The organism is Celeribacter sp. PS-C1 (assembly GCF_019429625.1).
GTDB lineage: Bacteria > Pseudomonadota > Alphaproteobacteria > Rhodobacterales > Rhodobacteraceae > Celeribacter.
On the sequence record NZ_JAHXRW010000003.1, the window covers coordinates 191,088 to 203,469 of the forward strand.

Genomic DNA, 12,382 nt, shown 5'->3' on the forward strand with positions numbered 1-12,382 from the left:
CTTTTCAATAAGAAACCTGTGCTCACAATATCGTCAGGTGACAGGTGGACAAGGTCAAAGCGCCGCTCTCGCCCCGAGGTGCGCTTGACCCCGAGGCAGGAATGAGGCCTAAAGAGGCAAATGCTGCGCATGCAAGACGATGCGAGACAGGGCAAGACGGGGACCCCCATGATCAGACGGCTTTACAACTGGACCATGTCCCTGGCCGAAAGCCCGCATGCGCTTTGGGCGCTGGCTCTTGTGGCCTTTGTTGAAAGTTCCGTCTTTCCGATCCCGCCCGACATCCTGATGATCCCGCTGATCGTCGCCCGCCCGCGCGAGGCCTTCAAGATCGCGGGCATCGCCACCGTCGCCTCCGTTTTGGGTGGTATGCTGGGCTATTGGATCGGCTCCAGCGCCTTTGAAACACTGGGCCGTCCGGTGCTGGAATTCTATGGCAAAGACGCGTATTTTGACGATTTCGCGGTCAAATATAACGAATATGGCGCCTGGGCCGTGTTGATCGCGGGCGTCACGCCCTTCCCCTATAAGGTGATCACCATCCTGTCGGGCACGACCGGGCTGTCTTTGCCGGTCTTCATCATCGCCTCGATCACAGCGCGGGCGCTTCGGTTCTTTGTCGTCGCGGCGCTCCTGTGGAAATTCGGCGATCCGATCCGCGACTTTATCGAGCGCCGTCTCGGCCTCGTCTTCACCCTCCTTATCGTCATCTTCCTGGGCGGCTTCTATGCCGTAAAATACCTATGACCAAAGCTTCCTCCGATTTTGCCGCCCTCCAACCTGCCCTCGCCGCCTCTGTCGGTTCTTTGGCGATCCTGTCGGGCGCTTTCGTATTTCAGGCTTTCGGCTTTGCGCCCTGCCCCATGTGCATCTGGCAGCGCTGGCCCCATGCCATCGCCATTGCGATCGGTGCTCTCTTCGCGGTGGTGCGTCTGCGCATTCTGACGCTCTTGGGGATGCTCACCATGCTGGTCTCCGCAGGGCTTGGCCTTTACCACGCGGGCGTCGAGCAAAAATGGTGGCCGGGCCCCACGTCTTGCACCGGCTCCGGCGACGCACTGTCCGGTTTGTCCGGCATGGACCTCCTGCCCGGCGGCGCGGGCGATCCGGGTCTTGTGCTCTGCGATGAGATCGTTTGGGACACTTGGGGGCTCGGCATCACCATGGCAGGCTGGAACTTCGTGTTTTCGCTGATTTTTGCAGCACTTTGGTTCATCGCTTGGCGGAAAGCCGCAAAACAGGCTTGAGATTGGGGAAAATACACCCCATCTTTTGCCTATGACCCAGAGAAAGAGCAAATCCGTCATCCCCTTTCCAACCGCCCGCCGGGCGCGCAAACGGGTTGGCGGAACATTGGCGGACGCCCGCGCCGAGGCACTCCGCCAACGGTTCAGAAAGGTGTCGCAAGAGAGCCAGACCGGCGACGCGACCACGCCGCTCAAAAAGCTGTTGAAGCGGTTCTGATCCCTCGGCTTTGATCCTTCTCAGTGCACCGTAAATTCGCCCACGCAATTGCGCCATTCGCCCGGTGCAATCAGTTTGCGGTGGGTAAAGCGGACATGGTGCAGCGGGCCATCGATGTTCTCTTGCCAGAACTCGATGAATTTGAAGAGTTTCGGGTAATCCGGGGCAAGGTCGAACAACTGCCATGAAAACGTGTTCAGCACGCTTTGATAATCAGGCATCCGGTAGGTGAATTCCGCGAGCGTCAGGCCGTAGCCTGAGAGCATCATCTCAGTCTCACTCATTCCTGCCTCGCCCATCTCACGAGTGCTCTTCTGTGTCATGTGCATATCTCCTGTTGGTGGGGCCGTTTTTCCGGCCTTTTTTGAGCCTCCCATAAAAATCCTGCCACATATTGGTTAACTGTCAATGAAAACAGTATGTTGGCACTCTTCTGCGCTGGCTGCCACCGCACGAGAGTATCCCCCATTGCACCCCATATCCGGTATAGGGTAGAGTGTGGCACAACGAGATACGGGGGGCTTCCCCGTCACACAAAGACAACAGGCGGACAACGTGAGCGATACACCCGAAACCCCTGAAAACGAACAAGAAAATCCGCGTCATCCGATGGCTTGGGATGGCCCCAAGATCTCCATCACGCAGGAGATGAAAACCTCCTACCTCGATTACGCCATGTCCGTGATCGTGTCCCGCGCGATCCCCGATCTGCGCGACGGGCTAAAGCCGGTGCACCGCCGCATTCTTTTTGCGATGCAAGAAGGCGGCTACACCCACGACAAACCCTACCGCAAATCCGCGAAATCCGTGGGCGACGTGATGGGCAGCTATCACCCGCATGGCGACTCTGCGATCTATGACGCGCTCGTTCGGATGGCGCAGCCATTTTCGATGTCTTTGATGTTGATCGACGGTCAGGGCAACTTTGGCTCGATGGATGGCGATCCGCCTGCGGCAATGCGCTATACGGAATCGCGTCTGGCCAAGGCGGCGCGCGCGCTCTTGGACGATCTCGACAAGGACACCGTCAATTTCCAAGACAACTACGACGGCAAGGAACGCGAACCCACCGTTTTGCCCGCCAAATTCCCGAACATGCTGGTCAACGGCGCGGGCGGGATCGCGGTCGGTATGGCGACGAACATTCCGCCGCACAACTTGGGCGAGGTCGTGGACGCGACGCTGGCGCTCATTGAGAACCCGGACGTATCGACCGAACGGTTGATGGAAATCATTCCGGGGCCGGACTTCCCCACAGGCGCGACCATTCTCGGGCGCTCTGGCATTCGCAAAGCCTATCTGGAAAGCCGCGGCTCCGTGGTGATGCGCGCCAAGACCAAGATCGAGGAAATCCGCAAAGACCGCTACGCCATCATCGTCGAGGAAATCCCCTATCAGGTGAACAAATCCACGATGATCGAGAAGATCGCGGAGCTGGTGCGCGAGAAACGCGTCGAGGGCATCGCGCATATCCAGGACGAATCCGACCGCAACGGTGTGCGTGTCGTGGTCGAGCTGAAACGTGACGCGACCGCCGAAGTCGTGTTGAACCAGCTCTTCCGCTTCACCCCGCTTCAGACCTCTTTCGGCTGCAACATGCTGGCTTTGAACGGTGGTCGACCGGAGCAGCTGACGCTGCGCGACTTCCTTGAGCATTTCATCACCTTCCGCGAGGAAGTGGTGGCGCGTCGCACGGCGTTTGAGCTGCGCAAGGCACGTGACCGGGCGCATATCCTCTGTGGTCTGGCCGTGGCTGTGTCCAACGTGGACGAAGTCGTTGCGACCATTCGCTCCTCTGCCGATGCCTCCGAGGCGCGGATCAAATTGATGGAGCGGCGCTGGCCGGCGCAGGAAATCTTGCCCTACATCCTGCTCATCGACGATCCGAACCACAAGGCGAACGAGGACGGCACTTATAACCTGTCCGAAGTTCAGGCCCGCGCGATCCTCGATCTGCGTCTGCAACGCCTCACGCAAATCGGTGTCAAAGAAGTCACCGACGAGCTGCAAGAGTTGGCCGCCAAGATTAAGGAATTCCTCGAAATTCTCGCCTCCCGCGAGCGGATCATGGAGATCATTTCTAACGAATTGATCGACGTGAAAGCGCAATTTGCCGTGCCGCGTCGCACCGAGATTGTCGACTGGTCCGGCGATATGGACGACGAGGATCTGATCGAGAAAGAGGACATGGTGGTGACCGTGACTCAGTCCGGTTGGGCCAAACGTACGCCTCTGGCCGACTACCGCGCGCAAAAACGCGGCGGCAAGGGCCTGTCGGGCATGTCGACCAAGGATGAGGATGTGATCACGACCTTGTTCGTGGCGAACACCCACACCCAGCTTTTGGTCTTCACCGACGACGGCATGGCCTACAAGATGAAGACTTGGCGCCTGCCCCAAGGTGGCCGGACAGCGAAGGGCAAACCGCTCTTGCAAATCCTGCCGATCCCGCAGGGTGTTTCCATCGCGGCGATCCTGCCGGTGGACCGTGACGAGAAGGATTGGGACGATCTCCAGATCGTTTTCGCCACCTCGAAAGGCTCGGTTCGCCGCAACCGCCTGTCGGATTTCACCAACGTGAAGTCGAACGGTAAAATTGCGATGAAATTCGAGGGCGAAGACGAAGGCACCCGCCTGATCAATGCCCGGATTTGCGATGAAAATGATGACGTTATGCTCGTCACTTCAAGTGGTCGCGCGATCCGTTTCCCCGTGCCTGACGTACGTGTGTTCAACTCGCGCTCGTCCACCGGTGTGCGTGGCATCAAGCTTGTGAATGAAGGCGACGAAGTCGTCTCCATGTCCGTGATCCGCCATTTCGAGGCGGAAAGCTTTGAGCGCCAAGCCTATCTCAAAATGCGCCGCCAACAGGTCGGCGCGGATGAGGCCGAGGCCACCGATGAGGACGAAGAAGTCGCAGAAGGCTCGATCTCGATGGAGCGCTTCGAGGAAATGAAAGCCGCCGAGGAGCTTTTGGTGACCATCACAAAGGGCGGCATCGGCAAGCTGTCCTCCTCGCATGATTACCCGGTCCGTGGCCGTGGCGGTCAGGGTGTGACCGCGATGGAAAAAACCATGCGCGGCGGTCCGATTGTGGCCTGCTTCCCGGTCGGACTTGAGGACCAGATCATGCTCGCCACCTCGAAAGGCCAGTCGATCCGCTGCCCTGTGGATGGCATCTCCTTCCGCTCGCGTGGCGCGGGTGGCGTGAAGGTGTTCAACACCGGCAAGGGTGAAGAGGTGGTCTCCGTCGCTTGGATCGCTGAAAGCGAAGACGAAGACACGGAAACGCCTGAGAATTGATCGAGAAAACTGATAGAGAAAGGCCCGCACCAAGCGGGCCTTTTTTTGTGAACCGGCGCGGCTAAAGACAACAGTTTCGAAACAATCATTTCGACTGAGAAATAAACGTGCCCCTCTAGCAGAAGATCGCAATCGGCCAAAAATTGCTCAAAATGCGCCACCATTGTCACATTTTCGTGCGTATTACCAAAAAGACACAAGCGGAATATCTTCTCGGCCGCCCCTCCCGAAAACCGTCATTTTCGTGTATTGTTTCCTCAGTGGAATAAAACGTACACAAGGAATTCGGTTATGATTAAGACTTCCCTTCTCGCGATCACCGGCGCCACCGTTGCGCTCGCCGGCGCGGCCCAAGCCCAAGAAATCACTTACGGCTCCGCCGACCTGTCTTACTACAGCGTCGAAGATGCCGACGTGCTGCGCCTGCAGGGCGACGTTGATTATATGATCAACAGGTTCTCCTTCACCGGCACGGCGAAGGCGGTCGATTACGACGGCATCGACCTCTACACGCTCAACGGCACCATTGGCTATGAAATCACCCCCGGCTTCACCGGCTATGTGAAACTCGGTGCGTTTGATTTCCCCTACGGTGACACCGAATACACCTACGGTCTGGGTGTGGATTACATCGGCAACGCATTCGGCGTGGCATTCGAATATACCACCGTCGATGATGCCGATTTTGAAACCTACAACCTGAACGGTTACTACGCCTTCGGTGCCTCCACGGTGTTCGGCTCCGCAAGCTCCCTCGACGGAGAGTTCAGCATCTATGGTCTCGGTTATGACTACGACGCCGGCATGTTCGGCGCGTCGGTCTCCACCTCCTTCACCGAAGATGGCTTCGACTACGGCTTCACCAGCATTGCCGGTCGCTATGACTTCGGCCAATTCGGTGTGAAAGCCAATGTGTTGACCGTCAATGACGACATGTTCGACGACGGCTTCTTCGGTATCGCAGGCACCTATGCCGTTAACGACGCCGTGTCGATCGAAATCGGCTACGACACTTCCTTTGGTGACGTCGTCGACATGGATATTTTCTCCCTCTCCGTGACGTACGAAATGGGTGGCGAGCGCGCGCGCGTGACCGACCGCGTCAGCGATCTCTTCGACAAATCCCGCAGCAACATCTTTAATATTGAAGCGTTCGACATCTACGAGCCGATCTACGGCCCGGGCGTGTTCGGACCGTTCTAACCCTGCAGGATTAAAAACGTAGGAAAGGTCCGCCCCTTGGGGCGGGCCTTTTTCGTTTCGAATTGCGAGAGTTTCGCTACGTCCACCTGAGGGGCGTGCGTGCAATTCTCAGCTCATTTCCGCGCGTATATCCCGCTTGAGCAGAAGACCACCTGAGAGAAGAAGCACATCGCGCGCTGGCGCACGCATAGCCACATAGTATCCCGAAACACACCTTTTCCCTGAGAATTCCCCTCGCTCGAGAGACAAAAAATCACCGCAAAGAGGCGTATGCCGGAGACCGCTTCGGCACAATCAAACGGATTTTTTCCAGCCCTCCATAAGATCAGATCGACCGCAACCAACTGTTTTACATAATTTTAAAGGAAAATCTGCGACTCACGTGAAGAAACCAGACTCGCCCGTCCCTCCTTCACCACCATGACTCCCCCTGCCAGATGCGGAGCCTCCGAACAGCCTCACATAATGTGTGCGCAAAAGCACGAAAATGTGATCATTTCGTTGCCAAAATATTACACCCGATTTTTTCCGCGCATCTTTTTTGAACTTCTGTGCGCATTTGGATCGCATCCGGCGCGCTGCCGCCCTATCTGACGGCTGCGGTTGGACGCAGGACTTTGGACTGCACATCCCACCACTCGCGCTTTTAGCGCCCACATAGTTGGAGCATGAGAGCGCGAACAGACGATTGCACGAGGTAAGCGCGTCGTCTGGTTGCATTACAACCGGGCGAAACGGCTTTGCTCGAGTAGACCCATTAGAAAATCTCGCCATCAAGGCGAGTGAAGGAAGACTTATGAAACACCTCATGATCACGACCGCTCTGGTCTGTGCAGCATCCGGCGCCGCTTTCGCAGACGGCCTGACCTACGGCTCCGTTGAAGGCACCTATTACGACATCGAAGACGTCGATTTCCAAACGCTCACCGGCAGCGCCGACTATGTGACCGGCAACCTGTCCTTCACCGGCAACGCTGGCTACCTCACCGTTGAAGACATCGACGTTTACGCCCTCGGCTTCACCGCTGGCTACGCAATCACGCCGGGCTTCACCGTTTACGCCGCCATCGACTATATTGATGTCGACAGCAATTTCCTCGATGGCGACGACACCGCCTACGGCCTCGGCGTTGAGTACCAAGCCGCCGACTTCGGCGTCGCCCTCGACTACCGTACCTGGGACGACGCAGGCAACGACGTACTGACCCTCGGTGGTTTCTACGAGTTCGGCGCCTCCACCGCCTATGCCGCCTACTCTGACGATGAAGTCTTCGAAACCTACATGCTCGGCTACACCTACGAAGCTGACACCTGGGACGTTGATGTTGCGACCACCTGGGCCGAAGATTTCGACGACGGCATGACCGCGATCGCAACCTCTTACGACCTGAACGACGCCTTCACGCTCGGCGTGTCCTTGGTGACCGACAACGAAGATTTCGGTGACTACGGCATCGCGACCTTCGGTGGCTCCTACAACTTCACCGACACTGTGTCGCTCGAAGCCAACTACGTGACCGGCTTCGGTTACGACGATGACGCAGACGGTTTCGGTCTCGCCCTGAAATGGGAAACCGGTGCTCGTCGCGTGCGCGTGCTGGATCAAATCGACCACCTGGCCGAAGATACCACCCCGCTCTACGATCTGCTGGATCTGCAATAATCCCGCATTTCCCTCAAGACTATCAGGCATGAAAAGAAAAGGTCCCGCATTTTGCGGGGCCTTTTTGCATGCGGGAGTGCTTGGATGCCCTTTCCACCACCACGAGCGCCAGTCAAAGATGCAGTCCTTTTACCAACCGCCTAAGTGAGCCCCACTGTTCTAAAGGATCTTACATTCTGCTGACACTAAAAGACCCGACGCGTCGGGCCCTTGAGTCTGCATGCCGGATCCAGTCCGGGTCTGGCTTTTCAAGCCAAGCTTGGTCGCCTGCTGCGCAGGATCGAGAGCTTACCGCCACCGAAAACAATGACAGGAATGGCAAAGAGCAGAATAATTAAAACATGCACAGCTTCATGGGTGATCATCGTCGGCTCGTGCGAGACCGCGAAATGAAAAACGCCGACAAGAGCCGCGGCGAACAGCGCGATGATCCGAGTGTGAATGCCCAAGATGAGCCATGCCCCGATCAGAACAAACAACATCGCCACAATAAGGTCGCGGATATCGCTCAGGTGCAAAAGAAAGACTGACGGGCGACTGTCAAAGGAGGTGGCATAGGCTTGCATTGGCTCAGACAGGCGCAGGGTGAGTGTCACTGGATGAAGGAGGAGCGTGTACGCAAGCGCCAGACGCAACCCTAAGCAGCAGACGTCCGTCAGGCGTTGGGTCAAAGTTTGGTATGAGCTCATGATCTGCCTCGAGTTTTTTATGGTCTTTCTACGACCATGAAACAATCATGCGATATTACCTATAGTTGTTTTGAAATTACGGATTTGCAAAAATACAGAAGGCCGCGCATCGCATTTCGCTATTGCCCTACGTGCCTTTCCTTTCCGGCATGAACACGGCAATTGACCACACAATCGCGGCGGGATCAGCCCGCCTCGCGTGGCTGTCCCCAGGGTGATTTGGCGAAACTCTCGATGATAAATTTTGTTACCGCAGTCAGCGCCGGATCACCCCGGCGACTTTCATGATAGCTCATGAAAATATCTACATTGCTATAGCTATCCTCAATCGCTTCAAACTCTTCCAAGTCCTGAGCCGCAACCACCGGAACAAAGCCTCCAATGCGCGCTGAGGCCATCACCTCATGCAATTGCCCCAATGTATCCACCTCAATCCTTGGTGGCCCGCCAAAATATTGCTCGCATTTTTGCATGATTGGAAAATCAGCATACTCAGACGGCAACCCCACCCAATCGCTGCTCTCTACAGACTCTTTAGGGGCATAAGCCTCTAGAGCGAAGACGCCAATTTTACGAGACACGACCCGACCGCTTTCGGGCGGAACTGCCGCAATGATAATGTCGTGTCCGGATAAGGTCGTGATCAGCGCACGATTGGAGAAGATAAGCCGAATGTTGGCAAGCTCAGTCGCATAATGCTTCATGTTCGGCGTCAGGATGTGACGCAACATCATTGGAGAACAGGCAATGCGAATCTCACTGCTTTTCATTCCAGCGCGCATACGCAAACGGTTCTTTTCTGCGCGAACACCCTCCCAGAAGGCATCGGAGACCTCGATCAGCGCGCGCATTTCGGGGTTTGGCCCCCAGCCCTTGGACGTCTTGATCACCGGGTTCATGCCCAGCTCATCCGACAAACGTTCCATCCGTCGCGAAACAGTCGCCGGGTTTGTGCCAAGCATGCGCGCCGCAGCTGCCATCGTCCCATACTTATCGATCGCCAACAGAATGTGCAGATCGTCCCAGCGCTCCATGTCGCCACCTTCCTCCCCAAGAGGGGGCCTGTTTGGTTAAGACCATGAAAACTTGTGACAAGACATTTGCCCCAAAACCTGAGTAACGCCTCAAGGAAGCCAGGTGTGGGTCCGGTAAACGCCAGCATTAACGAGTTCAAAGAGGCATGCTGCCCCCCAATGAGACAGCGACGCGAGCGAATCCGAAAAACTTTGCGCTGTGACACGTAATGGAGAAATGTGCATCAGCGCAACGGAGTCTCCACAAAAAACGCACCATCCCGTACCGCACGCGAGATCATCAGTCCTCTTGCACCAAAACGCGAGTTCCCCCTTTCCTCCTCGCCCGACAAAAGCTACATCCCGGCACATGACAGAGAAAACACTTCACATCGTCGGTGGCGGCATGGCAGGCTCCGAAGCCGCCTGGCAGGCCGCCAATCTGGGCCTCAACGTCGTGCTGCATGAGATGCGGCCCGAGGTCGAAACCTTTGCGCATCAAAGCGGAAAATTCGGCGAGATGGTGTGCTCCAACTCCTTCCGCTCGGATGATGACGAACAGAACGCCGTGGGTCTCCTGCATTGGGAAATGCGGGCCGCCAACGGTTTGATCATGGCGACGGCGGACAAGCATAAACTGCCTGCGGGCGGTGCTTTGGCGGTGGATCGCGAGGCCTTCGCCGATCACGTCACCGCCACGCTCGAGGCGCATCCGAACATCTCCGTCGACTATGGCGAAATCACCGAGCTGCCGTCCGAGGGCATGTGGATTTTCGCCACCGGCCCGCTGACCTCTCCGGCACTTGGCGAGGCCATCGCGAAGGAAACCGGCGCCGACCGGCTGGCGTTTTTCGACGCCATCGCGCCGATTGTCTATGCCGAGAGCGTCAATATGGACGTCGCCTGGCTGCAAAGCCGCTACGACAAGGGCGAGACCGAGGAAGAGCAGAAAGCCTACCTCAACTGCCCGATGACCAAGGACCAATACGAGGCCTTCATCGACGCGCTTTTGGCCGCCGACAAGACCGAGTTTCACGAGGGCGAAACCGCGAAATATTTCGACGGTTGCCTGCCGATTGAGGTCATGGCCGAACGCGGCCGCGAAACCCTGCGCCACGGGCCGATGAAACCCATCGGCCTGACCAATGCGCATAAGCCAGAGGACAAGGCTTATGCGGTAGTGCAACTGCGCCGCGACAATGTATTAGGAACGCTCTATAACATCGTCGGATTTCAGACAAAAATGAAATACGGAGCGCAGACTGAGGTGTTCAAAATGATCCCCGGTCTGGAGAACGCCTCCTTTGCCCGTCTGGGTGGCATTCACCGCAACACCTTCCTCAATTCGCCGACTCTTCTGGACGATCAGATGCGGTTGAAATCGCGGCCGAACATTCGCTTTGCCGGTCAGGTGACGGGCGTTGAGGGCTATGTCGAAAGCGCCGCGATGGGGTTGCTCGCCGGTCGCATGGCCGCTGCCGAACTGCTGGGGCGCGACCTGCCGCCGCCGCCCTTCACCACGGCGATGGGGGCTTTGATCAACCACATCACCGGCGGTGCGGAAGCCAAGACTTTTCAGCCGATGAATGTGAACTTCGGCCTCTTCCCGCCGCTGGACGGCTTGCGTGGCGGTCGCAAAGGTCGAAAAGAGCGCTACAAAGGCTATACAGATCGCGCCAAAGAAGATTTTAATCAATGGCTTGAGGGTCAATCCTAATGACCTACGTGACCCGGTTTGCGCCCAGCCCCACGGGGCCTCTGCATCTGGGTCACGCCTTTTCCGCGCTCACCGCATACGCCCGCGCTCAAGAGCATCACGGCCAGTTTCTGCTGCGTATCGAAGACGGTGACATAAGCCGCTGTCGACCGGAATGGGAGGCGCTGATCTATGCCGATCTGCGCTGGCTTGGGATCACTTGGCCCGACCCAGTTCTGCATGTCACCGTGCGTGAAGATATTTACGCAAGTGCTCTGGAATTGCTCGAAGAACTGGACCTCATCTACCCCTGTTCCTGCACCCGCCGCGATGTGATGAACGCGCTCTCCGCGCCGCAGGAAGGCGCACCACTCGGCCCCGATGGTGTGATCTACCCCGGCACCTGTCGTCACCGCGAGATGAACGGCTTTCAACCCGGCGAGGCCATCCGCCTCAATATGGAGAAAGCTGTGGAGTTTCTGGGCGATGTCAGCCGTTTCTCATGGCGTGAAACCGGCCCCTATGAGACCGGAACGCATCGCCTCGACGCCGGTCAACTGATCCATGGCGTCGGTGACATCGTGCTCGCTCGCAAGGACATCGGCACCGCCGCCTATCACCTCTCCGTCGTGATTGACGATGCGGCCCAAGGCGTCACCGAAGCCGTGCGCGGCGCCGATCTGATGGAAGCCACACAGATCCACAGGCTTCTGCAGGCACTTCTCGACCTGCCAGAGATCGCCTACCACCATCACAGGCTGATCCGCGACGACGACGGCAAGCGTCTTGCCAAACGCGCGGACGCCAAGGCAATTTCGAAATTCCGCGAAGAAGGCCTCAGCCCTGAAGGGGTCAAAGCCCTGATCGGACTCTGACCGCCCATAAGCCGCCATGCGTCTTCTTCTTGGCTAAAATACTCAAACCTGTCAGGCCAATGGCGTCATAAGTTCAACCGCCTCGCCATCCCGCACCGCACGGTAAAAGCAAGACCGGCGGTTGGTGTGACATGCGGGGCCGGTTTGATCGACCAGCACCAGGATGCAATCTCTGTCGCAATCAAAACGGAAATCGATCAGCTTTTGCACATGGCCAGAGGTCTCGCCTTTGACCCAAAACGCCTGCCGCGAGCGCGACCAATAGGTCACCTTGCCGCTCTCAAGCGTCTTTTTCACCGCTTCTTCGTTCATCCACGCCATCATGAGGACCTCGCGGCTTTCATGATCCTGCGCAATCACCGGGATCAGACCTTTGTCATCGAACTTCAATTGGGCGGCATCGAATGTGCCAAAACTCTCTTCGGAACACATGGTCCGTCCTTTCCAAGTGCAGATGTTTGCCCTATCTATGGGCT

At 57.2% G+C, this 12,382-nt stretch carries 11 protein-coding genes and 1 pseudogene; 8 read left to right on the plus strand and 4 right to left on the minus strand.

What is annotated here, in order from left to right; genetic code table 11:
• Window positions 1–168 precede the first annotated feature (168 nt).
• Genes J5Y17_RS05780 through J5Y17_RS05790 form a run of 3 tightly spaced genes read left to right on the plus strand, consistent with a single transcriptional unit; the run spans window position 169 to window position 1,464 of the window.
• A complete protein-coding gene (locus tag J5Y17_RS05780; RefSeq protein WP_219784284.1) occupies window positions 169–747 on the plus strand; it encodes a YqaA family protein in 579 nt (192 codons plus the stop codon).
• On the plus strand, window positions 744–1,247 hold the full coding sequence (locus J5Y17_RS05785) for a disulfide bond formation protein B (RefSeq protein ID WP_219784285.1): 504 nt from the start codon (window positions 744–746) through the stop codon (window positions 1,245–1,247). Before J5Y17_RS05780 ends, J5Y17_RS05785 begins: the two co-directional genes overlap by 4 nt.
• Window positions 1,248–1,278: 31 nt before the next feature.
• Complete coding sequence (locus J5Y17_RS05790; protein ID WP_219784286.1) at window positions 1,279–1,464, plus strand: hypothetical protein; 186 nt, start codon at window positions 1,279–1,281, stop codon at window positions 1,462–1,464.
• A gap of 20 nt (window positions 1,465–1,484) precedes the next feature.
• On the opposite strand, the gene J5Y17_RS05795 is transcribed toward J5Y17_RS05790, so the two are convergent.
• Window positions 1,485–1,787 carry an usg protein gene (locus J5Y17_RS05795; RefSeq protein ID WP_255571897.1) on the minus strand — a complete coding sequence of 101 codons (303 nt, stop codon included), beginning with the start codon at window positions 1,785–1,787 and terminating at the stop codon, window positions 1,485–1,487.
• Between the two features lie 232 nt (window positions 1,788–2,019).
• Between J5Y17_RS05795 and gyrA the strand changes: the two genes are divergently transcribed.
• The 3 genes from gyrA (at window position 2,020) to J5Y17_RS05810 (ending at window position 7,633) form a co-directional block, all read left to right on the plus strand.
• Window positions 2,020–4,767, plus strand: a complete 2,748-nt coding sequence (gene gyrA, locus J5Y17_RS05800; protein ID WP_219784287.1) for a DNA gyrase subunit A — start codon at window positions 2,020–2,022, stop codon at window positions 4,765–4,767.
• A gap of 291 nt (window positions 4,768–5,058) precedes the next feature.
• A complete protein-coding gene (locus J5Y17_RS05805) occupies window positions 5,059–5,970 on the plus strand; it encodes a hypothetical protein (protein WP_219784288.1) in 912 nt (303 codons plus the stop codon).
• A gap of 796 nt (window positions 5,971–6,766) precedes the next feature.
• Window positions 6,767–7,633, plus strand: coding sequence for a hypothetical protein (locus tag J5Y17_RS05810; RefSeq protein WP_219784289.1), 867 nt, complete (start codon window positions 6,767–6,769; stop codon window positions 7,631–7,633).
• Window positions 7,634–7,881: 248 nt separating this feature from the next.
• On the opposite strand, the gene J5Y17_RS05815 is transcribed toward J5Y17_RS05810, so the two are convergent.
• Together J5Y17_RS05815 and J5Y17_RS19300 are read right to left on the minus strand one after the other, a co-directional pair.
• Window positions 7,882–8,322: a DoxX family protein gene (locus J5Y17_RS05815; RefSeq protein WP_219784290.1), complete on the minus strand. Its 441-nt coding sequence runs from the start codon at window positions 8,320–8,322 to the stop codon at window positions 7,882–7,884.
• 875 nt (window positions 8,323–9,197) lie between these two features.
• Window positions 9,198–9,356 (minus strand): annotated as a pseudogene (locus J5Y17_RS19300) (LysR family transcriptional regulator); the annotation flags it as partial.
• A gap of 349 nt (window positions 9,357–9,705) precedes the next feature.
• Between J5Y17_RS19300 and trmFO the strand changes: the two are divergent.
• Window positions 9,706–11,052 carry a methylenetetrahydrofolate--tRNA-(uracil(54)-C(5))-methyltransferase (FADH(2)-oxidizing) TrmFO gene (gene trmFO / locus J5Y17_RS05825; RefSeq protein WP_219784292.1) on the plus strand — a complete coding sequence of 449 codons (1,347 nt, stop codon included), beginning with the start codon at window positions 9,706–9,708 and terminating at the stop codon, window positions 11,050–11,052.
• Entirely contained in the window at window positions 11,052–11,906 is an 855-nt protein-coding gene (gluQRS, locus tag J5Y17_RS05830; RefSeq protein ID WP_219784293.1) for a tRNA glutamyl-Q(34) synthetase GluQRS, read from the plus strand. The genes trmFO and gluQRS overlap by 1 nt, the downstream gene beginning before the upstream one ends.
• Window positions 11,907–11,957: 51 nt before the next feature.
• Here gluQRS and hisI read toward each other — a convergent pair whose 3' ends face one another.
• Window positions 11,958–12,338: a phosphoribosyl-AMP cyclohydrolase gene (hisI, locus tag J5Y17_RS05835; protein WP_219784294.1), complete on the minus strand. Its 381-nt coding sequence runs from the start codon at window positions 12,336–12,338 to the stop codon at window positions 11,958–11,960.
• Window positions 12,339–12,382: the final 44 nt, after the last annotated feature.

Bases quoted from the DNA above. Each gene is read 5' to 3' on its own strand.
- J5Y17_RS05780 (WP_219784284.1), top strand. From the start codon at position 169: ATGATCAGACGGCTTTACAACTGGACCATGTCCCTGGCCGAAAGCCCG.
- J5Y17_RS05785 (WP_219784285.1), top strand. From the start codon at position 744: ATGACCAAAGCTTCCTCCGATTTTGCCGCCCTCCAACCTGCCCTCGCC.
- J5Y17_RS05790 (WP_219784286.1), top strand. From the start codon at position 1,279: ATGACCCAGAGAAAGAGCAAATCCGTCATCCCCTTTCCAACCGCCCGC.
- J5Y17_RS05795 (WP_255571897.1), bottom strand. From the start codon at position 1,787: ATGACACAGAAGAGCACTCGTGAGATGGGCGAGGCAGGAATGAGTGAG.
- J5Y17_RS05805 (WP_219784288.1), top strand. From the start codon at position 5,059: ATGATTAAGACTTCCCTTCTCGCGATCACCGGCGCCACCGTTGCGCTC.
- J5Y17_RS05810 (WP_219784289.1), top strand. From the start codon at position 6,767: ATGAAACACCTCATGATCACGACCGCTCTGGTCTGTGCAGCATCCGGC.
- J5Y17_RS05815 (WP_219784290.1), bottom strand. From the start codon at position 8,322: ATGAGCTCATACCAAACTTTGACCCAACGCCTGACGGACGTCTGCTGC.
- trmFO (WP_219784292.1), top strand. From the start codon at position 9,706: ATGACAGAGAAAACACTTCACATCGTCGGTGGCGGCATGGCAGGCTCC.
- gluQRS (WP_219784293.1), top strand. From the start codon at position 11,052: ATGACCTACGTGACCCGGTTTGCGCCCAGCCCCACGGGGCCTCTGCAT.
- hisI (WP_219784294.1), bottom strand. From the start codon at position 12,338: ATGTGTTCCGAAGAGAGTTTTGGCACATTCGATGCCGCCCAATTGAAG.